Raw genomic sequence first — 19,015 nt, 5'->3', positions numbered from 1 at the left:
GGCCCGAACCTTGCCATAAGTAATCGTGCATAAGTCGGTATCCGTACCGTTAAATCCGATGTTTTTCACACCAGTAATGCATTCCGTCGGCTAATTGTTTGCGACGGCGAAAAGATAACTTGTCATACAACTTTAAAAGGTGAGTGACATCACAAAAGTGTGATTCTTTGTAGGGACATTATCTTCTGCACGCAAAGCCAGATATGGCGCGGGCTGCGAGAGGGTTTACTCCGTTGAGGGTATTTTATTTGTTGACGTTTATTGATCTAACTCACGAAAAAAACTTCGGCCTCTGGAAATTGGTGTGATAACTTTGCAGCATCTGAACATAAGCTTTTTGACGCACTCGTTAAGAGGAAGACGATAAATGACTCCGTTTATGACTGAAGATTTTCTGCTAGATACTGAATTTGCTCGCCAGCTGTACCACGACTACGCAAAAGACCAGCCAATTTTCGACTATCACTGCCATTTACCGCCGCAGCAGGTTGCCGAAAATTATCGTTTCAAAAACCTGTATGACATCTGGCTGAAGGGTGACCACTACAAATGGCGCGCAATGCGCACCAACGGTGTGGCTGAGCGCCTGTGTACCGGCGACGCAACTGACCGCGAGAAGTTTGACGCCTGGGCAGCGACCGTGCCGCACACTATCGGCAACCCGTTATACCACTGGACGCACCTCGAACTGCGTCGTCCGTTTGGTATCACCGGCAAACTGCTTTCTCCAACCACGGCGGATGAGATCTGGAACCAGTGTAACGAACTGCTGGCGCAGGATAAGTTTTCCGCACGCGGCATCATGAAACAGATGAACGTGAAGATGGTCGGTACAACCGACGATCCAATCGATTCACTGGAGCATCACGCGGTTGTCGCGAAAGACACCTCCTTTGATATCAAAGTGCTGCCAAGCTGGCGCCCGGATAAGGCGTTCAACATCGAGCTGGCAACATTCAACGACTACATGGCGAAGCTGGCGGAAGTGTCTGATACCGACATTCGTCGTTTCACCGACCTGCAAACCGCCCTGACCAAACGTCTGGATCACTTTGCTGCGCACGGTTGTAAGGTGTCTGACCACGCGCTTGATGTGGTGCTGTTCGCGGAGTCAAACGAAGCCGAGCTGGATAGCATTCTGGCGCGTCGCCTGTCCGGTGAGACATTAAGCGAGCACGAAGTGGCTCAGTTTAAAACAGCGGTACTGGTGTTCCTCGGCGCAGAATATGCCCGTCGCGGTTGGGTTCAGCAGTATCACATTGGCGCGCTGCGTAATAACAACCAGCGTCAGTTCAAACTGCTGGGTGCGGATGTGGGCTTTGACTCCATCAACGACCGTCCGCTGGCGGAAGAGCTGTCCAAACTGCTGAGCAAACAGAACGAACAAAATCTGCTGCCTAAAACCATCCTGTACTGCCTGAACCCACGCGATAACGAAGTGCTGGGCACCATGATCGGTAACTTCCAGGGCGAAGGGATGCCAGGCAAGATGCAGTTCGGTTCCGGCTGGTGGTTCAACGACCAGAAAGACGGCATGGAGCGTCAGATGACGCAGCTGGCACAATTGGGCCTGTTAAGCCGCTTTGTCGGGATGCTGACCGATAGCCGCAGCTTCCTGTCTTATACCCGTCACGAATATTTCCGCCGCATTCTGTGCCAGATGATTGGCCGTTGGGTGGCTGCGGGTGAAGCACCGGCGGATATTCAGCTGCTGGGCGAAATGGTGAAAAACATCTGCTTTAACAATGCGCGTGACTACTTCGCCATTGAACTGAACTAAGGCCGTTTGAGGTTGATATGCAATACATCAAAATCCATTCGCTGGATAACGTTGTCGTAGCGCTGGCGGATCTGACCGAAGGTACCAACGTGACTGTTGAAAATGAGACAGTCACACTGCGTCAGGCGATTTCGCGTGGGCACAAATTTGCCATACGTCCTATCGCCAAAGGTGAAAACGTCGTGAAGTACGGTTTGCCTATTGGTCATGCGCTGGCGGATATTGCGCCGGGTGAACATATTCATTCCCACAATACCCGCACCAATCTGAGCGATCTGGACGAGTATAGCTATCAACCTGAATCCCCGGCGGACATCGGGCAGGCGGCAGATCGCGACGTACAGATTTACCGCCGTGCCAACGGTGAAGTGGGGATCCGCAATGAATTGTGGATCCTCCCGACGGTGGGCTGTGTTAATGGGATCGCGCGTCAAATCCAGACGCGTTTCCTGAAAGAGACCAACAATGCCGAAGGCACAGACGGTGTGCACCTGTTCAGCCACACTTATGGTTGTTCACAGTTAGGCGATGACCATATTAATACCCGTACCATGCTGCAAAATATGGTGCGCCACCCGAATGCGGGCGCGGTACTGGTGATTGGCCTGGGTTGTGAAAACAACCAGGTTGATGCCTTCCGCGAAACGCTGGGCGAGTTTGATCCTGAGCGTGTGCACTTTATGGTGTGCCAGCATCAGGACGATGAAGTGGAAGCCGGTCTTGAGCAACTGCATCAGCTGTATGACGTGATGCGCCACGACAAACGTGAACCAGGCAAGCTGAGCGAGCTGAAATTCGGGCTTGAGTGCGGCGGGTCTGATGGCCTGTCCGGCATCACCGCGAACCCAATGCTGGGCCGCTTCTCGGATTACATGATCGTTAACGGCGGTACCACCGTGCTGACCGAAGTACCAGAAATGTTTGGTGCTGAACGTATTCTGATGAGCCATTGCCGTGACGAAGAGACGTTTGAGAAAACCGTCACCATGGTGAATGACTTCAAACAGTACTTCATTGCGCACAACCAGCCGATTTACGAGAACCCATCGCCGGGTAACAAAGCGGGCGGGATCACGACGCTGGAAGAGAAATCGCTCGGCTGTACCCAGAAAGCAGGGGCAAGCCAGGTGGTTGACGTGCTGCGCTATGGCGAACGCCTGAAAACTCACGGTCTGAACCTGCTCAGCGCACCGGGTAACGATGCGGTAGCAACCAGCGCGCTGGCCGGAGCAGGCTGCCACATGGTGCTGTTCAGTACTGGCCGCGGTACACCGTACGGTGGCTTTGTGCCAACGGTGAAAATTGCCACCAACAGCGAGCTGGCGGCGAAGAAAAAACACTGGATCGACTTCGATGCCGGCCAGCTGATCCACGGCAAAGCAATGCCGCAGCTGCTGAACGAATTCGTCGATACCATCGTGGACTTCGCTAACGGCAAGCAGACCTGTAACGAGAAAAACGACTTCCGCGAGCTGGCGATATTCAAAAGCGGCGTCACGCTGTAAGTCATCATGCTTTAAATCCGAAACGGCGTTTCATATAATGAAGCGCCGTTTCTTTTTGCCTGAACACAGGACTCCTTCATGAGCGCGTATTGGCTGGCCCAGGGCGTTGGCGTCATCGCCTTTCTGATTGGTATCACCACTTTTATCAATCGCGACGAGCGGAAATTCAAAATCCAGCTTTCGGTTTACAGCGCCGTTATCGGCGTGCACTTCTTCCTGATGGGCGCATTTCCGGCAGGCTCAAGCGCCATGCTCAACACCGTGCGTACGCTCATTACTCTGCGCACCCGCAGCCTGTGGGTGATGGCGGTATTTATTGTGCTGACCGGGGGAATTGGGCTGGCGAAGTTTCACCATCCGATAGAGCTGCTACCAGTGATTGGCACCATTGTCAGTACCTGGGCGCTGTTTCGCAGTAAAGGCCTGACGATGCGCTGTGTGATCTGGTGTTCAACCTGCTGCTGGGTGATCCACAACTTCTGGCTGGGGTCGATTGGCGGGACATTAATTGAAGGCAGTTTTCTCATCATGAACGGGCTGAACATCATTCGTTTCTGGCGAATGCAGAAGCGCGGTATCGATCCGTTTAAAGTGGAAAACCAGGTACAGGAAGAGAGCCCCTCCGTCCGCTGACGGAAGGGCTAACAGATTAGCTACGCAGGGCGTTTTTCGCTAAGCGCGCGTCTTCCGCCTGACATACGGCCGCGGTAAACATCACATCGGTGGAAGAGTTGATCGCGGTTTCGCAGGAGTCCTGCAACACGCCAATGATGAAACCAACGGCGACAACCTGCATGGCAATCTCGTTCGGAATGCCAAACATATTACAGGCCAGCGGGATCAGCAGCAGCGAACCACCCGCCACACCAGAAGCCCCACAAGCGCAAAGTGCAGCCACCACGCTCAACAGCAGTGCCGTCGGTAAATCTACCGGAATACCCAGCGTATGGACTGCCGCCAGCGTCAGAACCGTAATGGTGATTGCCGCGCCCGCCATATTAACGGTCGCACCCAGGGGGATCGACACAGAGTAAGTATCACGGTCCAGATTCAGTTTTTCACACAGCGACATGTTTACCGGAATATTCGCGGCTGAGCTGCGGGTAAAGAAGGCGGTTACGCCGCTCTCACGCAGGCACATCAACACCAGCGGATAAGGGTTACGGCGCGTCTGTAAGAACACCAGCAGCGGGTTAATCACCAGCGCCACCACGGCCATACAGCCAATCAATACCAGCAGCAGTTGGGCATAACCCCACAGTGCGCCAAAACCGGTGGTTGCAAGCGTTGAGGATACCAGGCCAAAAATACCAATTGGTGCAAAGCGGATCACCAGCGTCACGATGAAGGTCACGGCATTGGATACATCGTTAATCAGGTTTTTGGTGGTATCATTGCTGTGGCGCAGGGCAAATCCAAGACCGACAGCCCACACCAGAATGCCGATGTAGTTAGCGTTAATCAGGGCATGGATAGGGTTAGCCACGACGCTCATCAACAGACCATGCATCACCTCAACGATACCCGCAGGCGGCGTAATGTCGGTTGCGCCGGTAGTTAACTGAAGCGTTGAAGGGAAGATGAAACTGACGACAACCGCAGTCAGTGCCGCCGAGAAAGTCCCTAACAGGTACATCCACAGGATTGGGCGGATATTGGTTTTTTGTCCCTGCTGATGGTTGGCGATAGACGCCATCACCAGAGTCAGGACCAGAATCGGGGCAACGGCTTTCAACGCGCCAACGAACAGGGTACCGAGCAGGCCGGTGGCCTCTGCGGCGGGTTTAGATATCAGTGCCAGCGCAACACCCAGCACCAGGCCAACCAGTATTTGCTTAACAAGGCTGCCGCGCGACAGGCGCGCAAACAGTCCAGATGATGATGTGGTCATGGAGATTCCTTAAGTGAAATTGCGTTCCATCCCGGATGTGCTCTAAGTCACATTTATGTCCGGATGTAAGTAAATGTTTGCCTGGTCGAGTATAGGGAAAGTGGCAGGGGAGGGAAGCGTAAAATGCTGGATTTTACGTGTTGCGTCATGTTTTTTAACTATTTATTAACGAAAGTGCCGGGTGGCGCTGTACCACCCGGCAAAACCCACTACACCTGCTGCTTCTTATCGTGCTGGCGATTAACCCAGGTATTGATAATCAGCGTTACGATCAGGATGCCAAACACCACCCCGAGCGAAATGGCGATCGGGATATGATAGAAATCGACAATCAGCATCTTGATACCGATAAACACCAGGATCACCGACAGGCCGTATTTCAGCATTGAGAAACGTTCCGCCGCGCCTGCCAGCAGGAAGTACATCGCACGCAGGCCAAGGATCGCGAACAGGTTAGAGGTCAGCACAATGAACGGGTCAGTGGTCACCGCGAAGATAGCCGGAATACTGTCTACCGCGAAGATAACGTCGCTCAGCTCAACCAGAATCAGCACCAGCAGTAGCGGAGTGGCAAACATCAGGCCATTTTTACGCACGAAGAAGTGCTCGCTCTCGATCTTGTCCGTCATGCGCAGATGTCCACGGATCCACTTCACCAGCGGACGATCGCCAATAGCGGAGCCGTCTTCTTTCGCCAGCGCCATTTTGATCCCGGTGAACAGCAGGAAGGCGCCGAAGACATACAGCAGCCATTCGAACTGGGTTATCAGCCAGCTACCGGCAAAGATCATGATGGTACGCAGAACGATCGCCCCCAGCACGCCGTATACCAGTACGCGGCGTTGCAGTGCGGCAGGTACGGCGAAGTAACTGAACAGCATCAGCCAGACGAAGACGTTATCCACCGCCAGGGCTTTTTCGATCAAATAACCGGTGAGGAACGCCAGTGCCTGAGGGTCGGCAACCGCGCGGCCTTCGGTTGAGGCCAGATACCACCAGAAGGCGGCACAGAAGAGCAGGGACAGGGTTACCCACACCAGCGACCAGACGGCGGCTTGTTTCATGGACATGCCATGCGCGCCACGACGGCCCTGCAAAAAGAGGTCGACAGCCAGCATGATGAGGACCACGACTGCGAATCCGCCCCACAGCAGCGGAGTACCGACAGTATTCATATTTCTTCCTTACGCATAAAAACAAAAACGGCTATGGTCAGAAGACGATAGCCGTTACGCTTTTTATGCATAGACCTCGCCTTCCGGCAAGGTCTCACTTACAACCAAAAAGACGCTTTTGATTGCCCGGCGACCGGATGCGATTTTCACGCATCGTAATGACGATCCACCGGCAAGGAAGTTACTCCCCTTTGCGGGTAACAAAATATGTCAGACCATCGATTTCGTCAATGGTGTGCATGATTTCATTACACAGCTTTACGCGATCGCTTTTGCGCTCACGTCGTCTGCCGGGAACACCACGCCAGTCTGACGGCGGATCTCCGTTTGCAGCTTCGCCGTAGTGCGGCTGACCGAAAGCCCAGGGTGATTCACTTCATTGTTTTCTACCAGGCGTGCGAAGACCTCTGCCTCATAGAGCATAGTGTTAATATGCTGTGGCTGCGTCAGCTCTTGCGCTTTCCCGCCGCGCGGTACGAAGCTCAGTTTCTGACACTCGGAGATTTTCTCAATCACCAGCGATCCGGCTTCGCCCTGAATTTCGCTCGGCAGCACTGAATCACTGACTTTAGAGTGTTGCAGCGTAACGCTGAAATCACCGTAATCCAGCACCACGACACCGTGTGCATCCACGCCGCTATCCAGCAGGCTGGCGGTGGCCGTCACGCCGTGCGGCTCGCCCCACAACGCCACCGCCGAGGCCAGACAGTAAAAGCCGATATCCATAATCGACCCGTTCGAGAAGGCCGGATTAAAGGTGTTCGGGTTCTCACCGTCCAGATAACGCTGGTAGCGTGAAGAGTACTGGCAGTAGTTGATGAAAGCCTTACGCACGTTGCCAAGCTTCGGCAGAGACTGCTGTAACAGCAGGAAGTTTGGCAGGCTGGCGGTTTTGAATGCTTCGAACAGCACCACCTGATTTTCACGCGCCAGGGCGATGGCGGCTTCCACTTCCTGAATGTTGGAGGCAAGCGGCTTCTCGCAAATCACATGTTTTTTATGGCTGAGGAACAGCTTCGTTTGCGGGAAGTGCAGGGAGTTCGGGCTAGCGATATACACCGCGTCAATGGCGTCGCTTTGCGCCATCTCATCGAGCGAGGTGAACAGATGTTCGACCAGGTAGTCGTTCGCGAAGCTCTGCGCCTGCTCAAGGCTGCGGGAATAGACTGCGGTGAGCTTATATTTGCCGGTTTCGTGGGCGGCGTCGACGAACTGGCGTGTGATCCAGTTCGTACCAATGACTGCGAAACGTATCATAAACGTTTACGTACTCCGTAGCTGGGAACCTTCAGCCACTGTAGCACGGGATTATTGCAAAACCAGTGCGCTATTCCGCATTACCTTTTAACGATAAATGCGTAAGCCACAGTCGGGTATCAAACTCGAGCTGGTGGTACTGCGGCTCCATATGGCAGCACAGGGAATAGAACGCCTTGTCGTGCTCTTTCTCTTTCAGGTGCGCCAGCTCATGCACTACGATCATTCGCAGGAACGCTTCCGGCGCGTTACGGAACACGGTCGCCACGCGGATCTCGGCTTTCGCCTTCAGCTTGCCGCCCTGAACGCGAGAGATAGCGGTATGCAGGCCGAGCGCGTTTTTCAGCACGTGGATCTTATTGTCGTACATCACCTTATTGATCGGCGGTGCGCTCTTCAGGTACCGGCTTTTCAGATCCTGCGTATACTGCCAGAGGGCCTTATCGGTCGCGAAATCATGCGTGCCCGGGTAGCGTTTTTCCAGCACCGTGCCCAGCTTTTGCTCGGCAATTAAGCTACGAACCTGGGAAAGTAAGTGCTCCGGGTAGCCCTGGAGATAAGTTAGTTGGTTCATCAAAAGCCCAAATTAATGCGAAAACGGGTATACTCACGCACCCTTTTCAGGGATACGCCGAAATTTTACCATTCAGGAGGGCCGATGAGCCACTTAGACAACGGTTTCCGTTCACTCAACCTTAAACGTTTCCCGGAAACGGACGACGTCAACCCGCTTATGGCGTGGGAAGCGGCGGATGAATATCTGCTGCAACAGTTGGATGACACTGAAATCAGCGGCCCGGTTCTGATCCTGAATGATGCGTTTGGCGCGCTGGGCTGTGCTCTGGCGGAACACACCCCTTACAGCATCGGTGATTCCTACTTAAGCGAGCTGGCGACGCGTGAAAACCTGCGCCACAACGACCTCGAAGAATCCAGCGTGAAGTTCCTGGACAGCACTGCGGATTACCCGCAGGCGCCGGGTGTGGTGCTGATCAAAGTGCCGAAAACCATGGCGTTGCTGGAACAACAGCTGCGCGCGCTGCGTAAAGTCGTTACCCCAGAAACACGCATTATCGCGGGTGCAAAAGCGCGTGATATTCACACCTCGACGCTGGAATTGTTCGAGAAAGTGCTCGGCCCAACCACCACCACGCTGGCATGGAAAAAAGCGCGTCTCATTAACTGTACCTTCAGTGCGCCGGAACTGGCTGACGCGCCAGAAACGCTGAGCTGGAAACTGGAAGGGACCGACTGGACCATCCATAACCATGCGAACGTTTTCTCCCGTACTGGTCTGGATATCGGGGCGCGTTTCTTTATTGAGCATCTGCCGGAAAATCTGGAAGGTGAGATTGTCGACCTGGGCTGTGGTAACGGTGTGATTGGTCTGACTTTGCTGGCGAAGAACCCGGAAGCCAGCGTGGTGTTTAGCGATGAATCGCCGATGGCGGTGGCTTCCAGTCGTCTTAACGTGGAAACCAACATGCCAGAGGCGCTGGATCGCTGTGAATTTATGATCAACAACGCGCTGTCAGGTGTGGAGCCTTTCCGCTTCAACGCTGTACTGTGTAACCCGCCGTTCCACCAGAAACATGCCCTGACGGATAACGTGGCCTGGGAGATGTTCCACCATGCGCGCCGTTGCCTGAAAATTAACGGTGAGCTGTATATCGTGGCGAACCGCCACCTGGACTACTTCCACAAGCTGAAGAAGATTTTCGGTAACTGCACCACCATCGCCACCAACAACAAGTTCGTGGTGCTGAAAGCGGTTAAGCTGGGTCGTCGTCGTTAAGATTTTGTATGTGCGGCCTGATGCCCTCACCCCAACCCTCTCCCACAGGGAGAGGGAGCAAACACTAAAAACGGCAACTGGGTTGCCGTTTTGCTTTTACCTTGCCCTAGATCGCCAGAGCTAATTTCGTCCCCTGCGCAATCGCGCGCCGCGCATCCAGCTCCATCGCCACATCACACCCACCAATTAAATGTACCGTTTTACCTGCCTCACGCAGCGGATCGGCCAGATCGCGTTTCGGCTCCTGTCCGGCGCATAAAATGATGTTGTCCACGCGCAGCAGCTGCGGTTCACCGCCGATCAGCACGTGTAGCCCCTCGTCGTCGATCTTCTGATAACTGACCGCCGGGATCATTTTCACGCCGCGCGACAACAGCGTGGCACGGTGGATCCAGCCCGTCGTTTTGCCCAGCCCTTCGCCTGGTTTACTGGCTTTACGCTGCAACATCACAATCTGGCGTGGGCTTTTTGGCAGCTGAGGGCCTTCAGGACGTAAACCGCCAGACTGATTCAGGCTGGTATCGATACCCCATTCCACACAAAACTCGGCAATGTTCTGGCTGGTGGCTTCACCCGGCTGGCTTAAATACATCGCCGTATCAAAGCCGATCCCGCCGCAGCCGATAATGGCAACGCTCTCCCCAACCGGGGTTTTATCGCGCAATACGTCGAGGTAGCTCAGCACTTTAGGGTGATCAATCCCTTCGATCGCCGGCAGGCGCGGGGCGATCCCGCTTGCCAGGATCACCTCATCGAAATCAGCCAGATCCGCAGCATTCACAAACTGATTTAATCGCAGATCCACTCCGGTCAGGGCGATCATCCGACGGTAATAACGCAGGGTTTCGTAGAACTCCTCTTTGCCGGGGATCTGTTTGGCGATATTAAACTGCCCGCCAATTTCACTTGCCGCATCAAACAGTGTCACGCTGTGCCCGCGTGAAGCGGCATTGACGGCAAATGCCAGCCCCGCAGGGCCTGCGCCAACCACCGCCAGACGCTTCTTATTGCTCGTCGGGATCACCGGCATTTTGGTTTCGTGGCAGGCGCGCGGGTTGACCAGGCACGAGGTGACTTTGCCGACAAAGATCTGATCAAGACAGGCCTGGTTACAGCCGATACAGGTGTTGATCTCATCCGCGCGGCCACTTTGCGCTTTGGACAGCAGTTCGGCATCAGCCAGGAACGGGCGCGCCATCGATACCATATCGGCATCGCCCCGTGATATCACATCGTCCGCCACCTGAGGATCGTTAATGCGGTTGGTGGTTACCAGTGGGATCGACACTTTGCCTTTCAGCTTGCGTGTCACCCAACTGAATGCTGCGCGGGGTACCGGCGTGGCGATGGTGGGAATACGCGCCTCGTGCCAGCCGATCCCGGTGTTGATGATGGTTGCGCCTGCTGTTTCAATGGCCTGGGCCAGCTGTACGGTTTCGTCAAACGTCCCGCCGCCTTCCACCAGGTCGAGCATCGACAGGCGGAAGACGATGATAAAATCAGCGCCCGCACGTTCGCGCACGGCGCGTACCACTTCGATGGCAAAACGCATCCGGCGCGCGTAATCACCACCCCATTCGTCGTCGCGCTGGTTAGTGCGGGCCGCCAGGAATTCGTTAATCAGATACCCTTCAGAGCCCATCACTTCCACGCCGTCGTAGCCTGCTTCCCGCGCCAGTGCGGCACAGCGGGCGAAGTAGTCAATCAGCGTCAGGATCTCGTCGTGGCTAAGGGCGTGCGGTTTGAAACGGTTGATGGGGGCCTGAATGGCCGAGGGTGCCACCAGTTTCGGCTGGTAGCTGTAACGGCCCGTATGCAGAATTTGCAGGGCGATTTTCCCCCCCTCTTTGTGAACCGCATCGGTCACAATTCGGTGATGTGGCAGCTGGCTGGCATCGTTCAGCACGGCTCCGCCTTCCATACCTACACCTGATGGAGCGGGGGCTACGCCTCCGGTGACAATCAATGCTACACCATGACGCGCACGTTCGGCGTAGAACGCAGCCAGACGCTCAGCACCGTCGGGGTGTTCTTCCAGACCGGTATGCATCGAGCCCATCAACACGCGGTTTTTGAGCGTTGTGAACCCCAGATCGAGGGGGGCGAATAACGACGGGTAGCGGCTCATACTCTCTTCCAGTGTAAAATTATTGTTATGTGGTCGGATGAGTTACTAATTTAGCCAGCGGGGAGTAAAAGGGAAAAGGGGAATGCGGTGATTGTGATGGAATTCAAATATTGGTGCGGCCTGATGCCCCTCACCCTAACCCTCTCCCACGGGGAGAGGGGACAAAACCTCTCTCTCCCTCAGGGTGAGGGTGATACCCGCACCAGACCTGGTGCTTGCCACATCGACGTGGTCAGCCCGCTGTCCACCAGCCCAAGCTGGTCGGCGTAGACTGCCTGCCATTTTTGCATCATGCCGTCGTACAGCTCGCGGTGTTCTGGGTTTGGCGTAAATTCCCGGCTCCATTTCACCAACCATTCTCCGGTGGATGCCATATCTGCAAACAGGCCCGCGCCTGTTCCGGCGGCGATTGCACAGCCCAACGCGGTGGCCTCTTTGACCTCAGGCACACGCACCGGCAACCCGGTCACATCGCTTAAGATCTGGCTCCACAAGGCGCCTTTGGCCCCGCCGCCCGCAAACACCAGGCTTTCAAACGTCACGCCGGAAAAATGCGAAATCTGCGCCAGGTTGCAGGCCGAGACAATCGCGGCGTTTTCTTCCAGCGCACGGAAAAGCGTGGCTTTGTTGCATTTTTCCGGATCGATGGAGAGGTTAATAAACGACGGCGCAGCGTGATACCACTGCTTAAAATGCATCGCATCGGAGAAAATCGGCATCACGCCGTGCGAACCCGCCGGAACGCGAGCCGCCATCTCTTCCAGCAGGGAGTAAGTATCCATGCCCATTCGCTCGGCAATCAGCTTCTCTTCTGCACAGAAAGCATCACGGAACCAGCGCATGGTTAATCCGGTGAAGAAACTGATGGATTCGGCCTGTGCCATGCCGGGGATGACGTGGGGATTAACCCGGATATTCATATCGGGATCGGTACGCACCTGCGGCAAATTCACCACCTGCTGCCAGAAGGTACCGCCCAGCACCGCCGTTTGCCCGGCGCGCACCACGCCCAAACCCAGGCACCCAAGCTGCACATCGCCACCGCCCATCACTACCGGCGTGCCTTCGCGCAGGCCGCTTTGCTGAGCCGCCGCCCCGGTAACCGCACCCAGCAGCGTGCCTGTTTCTTTCACCGGGGAGAGGATATCGGCGCGTAATCCGGCCATATCCAGCAACGTTGGGCGCCAGTCGCGGCTGAAGAGATCGAGCATCCCGGTGGTGCCCGCATTGGAGGGATCGACCGCCAGTTCTCCGGAGAGCTTCGCCGCCAGCCAGTCGCTGATCATGGTGATGGTGGCAGCCTTACGGTAAATATCCGGACGATGGTGGGCCAGCCACAGCAGGCGCGGCATGGCACTGAGTGCCAGCGTCTGCCCGGAAACGCCGTACACTTCGGATTCAAAACGGTAGTCGTGGATCTCTTTGAGTTCGGCCACCTCGCGGCTGGCGCGGGCGTCGACGTTGGCGCAGGCCCAGATGGCCTCGCCATTGCGGTCATACAACACAATGCCTTCACGCATTGAGCAGCAGGCGACCGACTGGATATCGGCGGCGCTCAGGTGTGCGCGCTCCAGCGCCTGATGGATGCACTGGCAGGCCAGCCGCCAGTTGGTGTCGAGGTCAAACTCCATCGACCCCGGCACGTTCTCCACGCTCAGGTGTTTCCACTCGGCCTGGCCGACAGCAATCTGGTTGCCCTGTAAATCGAAAATAACGGCGCGAACGCTGCCTGTCCCTGCATCTAACGCTAAAAGGTAACTCATGAGTTTGCCTCGTTGTTAGCGCGGGAAAGGCAGGCTCTCAGTTGGCCAGAGCCAGCACCGCGCGGGCTGTCGTCTCTTCCGTCACCAGGCCATTGATACGGCGACCTTTGAGTGCGGCATAAATCGCATCGGCTTTCTCTTCACCTCCGGCCACGCCAACGATGGTGGGTAACTGCGCCAGTTCATCGAGCGTTACGCCCAGTAATTCGCGGTGGATCTCCAGTTCGTCTACGCATTCCCCTTCGGCATTGAGGAAATAACCCAGGATATCGCCCACGGCGCCCTTGCGGGCATACATCAGCTGTTCGCCCTCACTGATATAGCCGGAACGTAAAATCGTGGCATCGCGGCGCTGGTTCACCGCACCAATTCCCACCACGGCAACATCGGCTGCGGTAGCGGCGAGGATCACATCTCGCACGCTGGTTTCGCGTTTTAAAATTCCGGCGACTTCAGCGGAGGAAACGCGAAGCGGCGCCGGGATCATGCTGACGCTACAGGCCGCATCCAGCTGACCGATGCCGGTCATATATGGCCCCACGCCGCCCGAAAGCGTGACCAGGCGGATCTGCTGTGAGCTAATAAAGCCGCTTAAGTGTTGCAGGCTGCTCATGGTGGTTTCACCAAATCCCACTGCCAGCAACTGTCCGGGTTCCAGTACGCCCATCAGAGACTGCGCCGCGCCAATGCCTAACCGCACGTTCATCGGTGGGGTATTCAGGGCAGGCAACACCCGCACCAGCTTCAGGCCAAATCGCCGCTGTAGCTCGGTTTCCAGCGCCAGACATCCTTCATAGCGGGAATTTATCTGGACGCGAATCACCCCCGACTGACGCCCCTTTTCCAGCAGGCGCGAAATCTTCAGACGGGGCAGTCCAAGTCGCTCGCCAATATCGTTCTGGGTCAGGCCGTCGTGGTAATAGCACCAGGCGACGCGCGCCACCAGTTCCTCTTCCGCCAGTGCAAGCCCTGCAAACCGACCTTCTTCAGCAATGCGTTTATCGCCCATATTTGAACTCTTATAAAAATTTAGATCATATGTTCGTGATGGCGCGGGTGGAAAGTGTGAGCCACGCGGCAAAACGGATCTTTTAGATTGTTTCTGGTTTATCTGGATCTTAATCGATAAAACTGTGATCCCTGCACGGTTGCAAATATAGTTCACCGTCTACGCTTTTGAACATTATTAATTCTAAAAATCATTTGTTCAATAGCGGAGCGATGATGACCCCACTTATCGAAGCACGTGATATCTGCAAACAGTTTTCTGGCGTACCGGTGCTAAAAGGCATTGATTTCACGCTACTTGCGGGCCAGGTTCATGCGCTGATGGGGGGAAACGGCGCGGGAAAATCGACGCTAATGAAAATCATCGCCGGGGTCGAGACGCCTGACAGCGGTGAACTTTCAGTCGCCGGGCAGTCATTTGCGCGTTTGAAGCCCGGGCAGGCGCATAAGCTCGGGATCTACCTTGTCCCGCAGGAGCCGATGCTGTTTCCGAATCTGACGGTGCGGGAAAACATCCTTTTCCGTCTGCCCCGCGAAAACGGTCTGGATAAAAAGCTGACGGATAAACTCCGGCAGCTCCAGTGCCAGATCAACCTGGATGCCACCGCCAGCACGCTGGAAGTGGCGGATCAACAGATGGTGGAGATCCTGCGCGGGTTAATGCGCAATGCAACGATCCTGATCCTGGATGAGCCAACGGCTTCGCTAACGCCAGGGGAAACCGATCGCCTGTTTCGCCAGATCCGGGCATTGCAGGATCAGGGCGTTGGTATTGTGTTTATCTCGCATAAATTGCCGGAAATCCGCCAGCTGGCGAGCCATGTTTCGGTCATGCGCGACGGCGCCATCGTACTTAGCGGTGAAACGGCGCAATACGACGATAACGCCCTCATTGGCGCGATGACGCCGGTCAGCCGCGATCAAGTCTTAAGCGATACCCAAAAGCTGTGGCTGGCGCTGCCGGGTAACCGGCGCACCCAGGCGCAGGATTTTCCGGTGCTGCGGGTTGAAACGCTGACCGGGGAAGGGTTTATCGATCTCAGTCTTGAGATTTACGCCGGTGAGATTGTCGGCCTTGCCGGGCTGGTGGGCTCCGGGCGTACTGAGTTCGCCGAAACACTCTATGGCCTGCGCCCGGTACGTGCGGGGCGCGTCTGGCTGGAAAACCAGGATATCAGCAGCGATTCGGTATTTTCGCGGCTGGATAAGGGGCTGGTGTATCTGCCGGAAGACCGGCAGGTTTCAGGGTTGTTCCTGGATGCGCCAGTTCGCTGGAACACGGTCGCCCTGAATGAGCCGTCCATCTGGCAGCAGCGCAAGCGCGAGGCGGCGGTGGTGGAGCGTTATCACCGGGCGCTGGGGATCAAACTCAACGATGCAGACCAGACCGTGCGGACGCTCTCCGGTGGCAATCAGCAAAAGGTCTTGCTGGCGCGCTGCCTGGAGGCCAATCCGCTGCTGCTGATTGTGGATGAACCCACGCGCGGCGTGGATGTATCGGCGCGGGCAGACATCTATCAGCTGATAAAAAGCGTGGCGGCGCAAAACGTCGCGGTGCTGATGATTTCAAGCGATCTCGACGAATTCCCCGGTCTTGCTGACCGCGTACTGGTGATGCATCAGGGGATGCTCAGCGGGGAACTGCCACGCCACGCCGTCAGCCTCGACAAAATGATGTCGCTGGCCTTCGGAGGACAATCATGAAGATGTTACTGAGAAACCGCGAGCTCAGCGCGCTGCTGGCGATCCTGGCGCTGTTTGCCGTGCTGGTGGCCCTTAACCCGGCCTATTTCAGTTTTCAGACCCTGGGAATGATCTTCGCCAGCTCGCAAATTCTGATCCTGCTGGCGCTGGGCGCGGCGATGGTAATGCTGACCCGTAATATTGATGTCTCTGTGGGATCAACGGTGGGTCTGTGCGCCATTGCCGTGGGGGTCGCGCTCAACAGCGGTTACAGCCTGCCGGTGGCGATGCTGTTTGCGCTGACCATTGGCGCACTGGCGGGGGCATTTAACGGTTTTCTGGTGGTCGGGCTACGTATCCCGGCGATTGTTGCCACCCTCGGTACGCTGGGGTTGTATCGCGGCGGGATGCTGCTCTGGACGGGTGGCAAGTGGATAGAAGGGTTGCCGTCGAGCCTGAAATCACTCTCAGAGCCGGTGGTTATTGGGATCTCACCGATAGGGTTTGGCGTGCTGATTCTGGCAGGCATTGGGGCATGGATCTTCTCGCGTACCCTGTTTGGCCGGGATTTCTACGCTGTAGGCGATAACCTTGCCGCCGCGCGCCAGCTTGGCGTGGCGGTGAACCGCACCAGGATGATTGCCTTCACCCTGAACGGCGTACTGGCGGCCTGTGCGGGGATCGTCTTTGCCTCGCAAATTGGTTTTGTACCGAACCAGACCGGCAGTGGGCTGGAGATGAAGGCCATCGCGGCCTGCGTGCTTGGGGGCATTTCGCTGTTGGGCGGCACCGGCACGCTGGTGGGCGCGTTTCTCGGCGCCTTCTTCCTGACCCAAATCGACACCGTGCTGGTGCTGTTCAAACTTCCGGCCTGGTGGAATGATTTTATCGCCGGGCTGGTGCTGCTGGGAGTACTGGTGCTCGACGGGCGTCTGCGTCAGGCCCTGGCGCGTCATCAGCGGGCACTGAAATACAGCCGCTTCCAGCCGGGTAACCGGGGGGGAAAGCACGTCACCCCGTTCCCAAAACGCAAAAAAGAGGTGGCGTAGATGAAGCTTAACTGGGAAAGCGCGCTGCTGATCCTTCTGGTGCTCGAAATCCTGCTTTTCGGTGCCATCAACCCACGGATGCTGGATATCAACATGCTGCTGTTCAGCACCAGCGATTTTATCTGCATCGGCATTGTGGCCCTTCCGCTGACGCTGGTGATTATCAGCGGCGGTATCGATATTTCGCTCGGCTCGACCATTGGCCTGTGCGCCATTGCGCTGGGGGTGATGATGCAGGCCGGCTGGCCGATGGCGGTGGCGATTCCGCTGACCCTGCTGCTGGGTCTGTTGTGCGGCCTGGTTAACGCCGCACTCATTCACTACACCGGCATCAGTCCGCTGGTGATCACCCTCGGCACGCTGTACCTCTACGGCGGCGGGGCGCTACTGCTTTCCGGTATGGCGGGGGCAACGGGTTATGAAGGCATTGGCGGTTTCCCGGACAGCTTTACCGCCTTCGCCAACCTGACGCTGATAGGGCTGCCGGTTCCGCTGGTGCTGTTCGCGCTGATTACCGTCTTTTTCTGGCTTATCACCCACCGGGGGCGCTTTGGCCGTCACCTGTTTCTGATTGGGCAAAACCCGCGAGCGGCGCGTTATGCGGCGCTATCGGTCAACGGGATGCCTTATGCGCTGTATGGCCTGGTGGGCGTGGCCTCGGCGATTGCCGCCCTGGTGATGGTTTCTTACTTTGGCTCGGCGCGCTCGGATTTGGGGCGCGATTTGTTAATGCCTGCTCTCACCGCCGCTGTGCTCGGCGGGGCCAATATCTACGGGGGATCAGGTTCGGTTTTGGGTACAGCACTGGCGGCGCTGCTGGTGGGGTATCTGCAACAGGGTTTACAGATGGTCGGCATCCCCAACCAGGTGTCGAGCGCGCTGTCAGGGGCGCTGTTGGTTGTGGTGGTGATGGGACGTTCGTTGAGTCTGCACCGTGAATGGGTGCGATCTCTCTTCACAAAACTACCCGGAGCGTAAGATGAAAACAAAACTGATAGTCCTGGCGATAGCGCTTAGCGTGGCGTCTGCGCAGGCGGCAGACCGCATTGCCTTTATTCCTAAGCTGGTGGGCGTAGGCTTCTTTACCAGCGGGGGGAATGGTGCAAAAGAGGCGGGCAAGCAACTCGGTGCAGACGTCACCTATGACGGCCCAACCGAGCCAAGCGTCTCCGGGCAGGTGCAGCTTATCAATAACTTCGTCAACCAGGGCTATAACGCCATTATCGTCTCTGCCGTGTCGCCAGACGGGCTTTGCCCGGCGCTCAAGCGCGCAATGCAGCGCGGCGTTAAGGTCCTGACCTGGGATTCCGACACCAAACCCGAGTGCCGCAGTATTTACATCAACCAGGGAACCCCGGAACAGCTCGGCGGCCTGCTGGTAGATATGGCTGGCAAGCAGGTCACCAAACCGAATGCCAAAGTCGCATTCTTCTACTCAAGCCCGACCGTTACCGACCAGAACCAGTGGGTAAAAGAGGCCAAAGCCAAAATCGAGAAAGAGCACCCTCAGTGGCAAATCGTGACCACTCAGTTTGGCTATAACGATGCCACCAAATCCCTGCAAACCGCAGAAGGGATCTTAAAAGCCTACCCGGATCTGGATGCGATCATCGCCCCGGACGCCAACGCGCTGCCAGCGGCGGCGCAGGCGGCGGAAAACCTCAAACGTGAAGGGGTAGCAATTGTCGGGTTCAGCACCCCGAACGTGATGCGTCCGTACGTGGAACGCGGCACGGTGAAAGCCTTCGGTCTGTGGGATGTGGTTCAGCAGGGCAAAATTGCGGTCAATGTCGCCGATCATTTACTGAAAAAGGGCGATCTTAACGTGGGCGACAGCGTGGATGTCAAAGACATCGGGACGCTGAAGGTCGAGCCGAACAGCGTGCAGGGCTATCAGTATGAGGCGAAAGGCAACGGCATCGTGCTGCTGCCAGAACGCGTGGTATTCACCAAAGAGAACATCAACAAATACGATTTCTGA

The 19,015-nt window shown here is 56.2% G+C and carries 15 protein-coding genes; 8 read left to right on the top strand and 7 right to left on the bottom strand.

The features are described 5' to 3' along the window. Positions 1–367: 367 nt before the first annotated feature. From uxaC to F3J30_RS17020, 3 genes are all read left to right on the top strand, one after another. Positions 368–1,780 (top strand): glucuronate isomerase, encoded by a 1,413-nt coding sequence (uxaC, locus tag F3J30_RS17030; RefSeq protein WP_166717999.1) that lies wholly within the window; start codon positions 368–370, stop codon positions 1,778–1,780. Positions 1,781–1,797: 17 nt separating this feature from the next. Then, positions 1,798–3,285, top strand: coding sequence for an altronate dehydratase family protein (locus tag F3J30_RS17025; protein WP_166717998.1), 1,488 nt, complete (start codon positions 1,798–1,800; stop codon positions 3,283–3,285). Between the two features lie 78 nt (positions 3,286–3,363). After that, positions 3,364–3,918 carry a YgjV family protein gene (locus F3J30_RS17020; RefSeq protein WP_014071839.1) on the top strand — a complete coding sequence of 185 codons (555 nt, stop codon included), beginning with the start codon at positions 3,364–3,366 and terminating at the stop codon, positions 3,916–3,918. Between the two features lie 16 nt (positions 3,919–3,934). Here the strand turns inward: F3J30_RS17020 and sstT are convergent, their stop codons facing one another. The 4 genes from sstT to F3J30_RS17000 all read right to left on the bottom strand — a co-directional run bounded on the left by sstT (position 3,935) and on the right by F3J30_RS17000 (position 8,182). Next, the gene (gene sstT / locus F3J30_RS17015) at positions 3,935–5,176 is read right to left on the bottom strand and encodes a serine/threonine transporter SstT (protein ID WP_014071838.1); all 1,242 of its coding nucleotides are present in this window, start codon (positions 5,174–5,176) and stop codon (positions 3,935–3,937) included. A gap of 209 nt (positions 5,177–5,385) precedes the next feature. Next, positions 5,386–6,351 carry a TerC family protein gene (locus F3J30_RS17010; RefSeq protein WP_014071837.1) on the bottom strand — a complete coding sequence of 322 codons (966 nt, stop codon included), beginning with the start codon at positions 6,349–6,351 and terminating at the stop codon, positions 5,386–5,388. Between the two features lie 258 nt (positions 6,352–6,609). Then, positions 6,610–7,608 carry a Gfo/Idh/MocA family oxidoreductase gene (locus F3J30_RS17005; RefSeq protein WP_166717997.1) on the bottom strand — a complete coding sequence of 333 codons (999 nt, stop codon included), beginning with the start codon at positions 7,606–7,608 and terminating at the stop codon, positions 6,610–6,612. A 70-nt stretch (positions 7,609–7,678) separates the two neighbouring features. Continuing rightward, entirely contained in the window at positions 7,679–8,182 is a 504-nt protein-coding gene (locus F3J30_RS17000) for a M48 family metallopeptidase (RefSeq protein ID WP_166717996.1), read from the bottom strand. An 84-nt stretch (positions 8,183–8,266) separates the two neighbouring features. Between F3J30_RS17000 and rlmG the strand changes: the two genes are divergently transcribed. Beyond that, on the top strand, positions 8,267–9,403 hold the full coding sequence (gene rlmG, locus F3J30_RS16995) for a 23S rRNA (guanine(1835)-N(2))-methyltransferase RlmG (protein ID WP_166717995.1): 1,137 nt from the start codon (positions 8,267–8,269) through the stop codon (positions 9,401–9,403). 106 nt (positions 9,404–9,509) lie between these two features. On the opposite strand, the gene F3J30_RS16990 is transcribed toward rlmG, so the two are convergent. From F3J30_RS16990 to lsrR, 3 genes are all read right to left on the bottom strand, one after another. Next, entirely contained in the window at positions 9,510–11,531 is a 2,022-nt protein-coding gene (locus F3J30_RS16990) for an NADPH-dependent 2,4-dienoyl-CoA reductase (protein ID WP_166717994.1), read from the bottom strand. A 179-nt stretch (positions 11,532–11,710) separates the two neighbouring features. Then, complete coding sequence (lsrK, locus tag F3J30_RS16985) at positions 11,711–13,294, bottom strand: autoinducer-2 kinase (protein WP_166717993.1); 1,584 nt, start codon at positions 13,292–13,294, stop codon at positions 11,711–11,713. Positions 13,295–13,331: 37 nt separating this feature from the next. Then, a complete protein-coding gene (gene lsrR / locus F3J30_RS16980) occupies positions 13,332–14,303 on the bottom strand; it encodes a transcriptional regulator LsrR (RefSeq protein WP_014071831.1) in 972 nt (323 codons plus the stop codon). Between the two features lie 215 nt (positions 14,304–14,518). Between lsrR and lsrA the strand changes: the two genes are divergently transcribed. The 4 genes from lsrA to lsrB are packed head-to-tail and all read left to right on the top strand — an operon-like array spanning position 14,519 to position 19,015. Continuing rightward, entirely contained in the window at positions 14,519–16,006 is a 1,488-nt protein-coding gene (lsrA, locus tag F3J30_RS16975; RefSeq protein WP_166718076.1) for an autoinducer 2 ABC transporter ATP-binding protein LsrA, read from the top strand. Further along, positions 16,003–17,034, top strand: coding sequence for an autoinducer 2 ABC transporter permease LsrC (lsrC, locus tag F3J30_RS16970; RefSeq protein ID WP_166717992.1), 1,032 nt, complete (start codon positions 16,003–16,005; stop codon positions 17,032–17,034). The genes lsrA and lsrC overlap by 4 nt, the downstream gene beginning before the upstream one ends. Beyond that, positions 17,035–18,012 (top strand): autoinducer 2 ABC transporter permease LsrD, encoded by a 978-nt coding sequence (gene lsrD / locus F3J30_RS16965; protein WP_166717991.1) that lies wholly within the window; start codon positions 17,035–17,037, stop codon positions 18,010–18,012. A 1-nt stretch (position 18,013) separates the two neighbouring features. Further along, positions 18,014–19,015, top strand: a complete 1,002-nt coding sequence (gene lsrB / locus F3J30_RS16960) for an autoinducer 2 ABC transporter substrate-binding protein LsrB (RefSeq protein ID WP_166717990.1) — start codon at positions 18,014–18,016, stop codon at positions 19,013–19,015.

The organism is Enterobacter sp. Tr-810, assembly GCF_011752765.1.
GTDB lineage: Bacteria > Pseudomonadota > Gammaproteobacteria > Enterobacterales > Enterobacteriaceae > Enterobacter > Enterobacter soli.
Note: the sequence above shows the minus strand (reverse complement) of the source record. Positions and strands in the feature narration are given on the sequence as shown.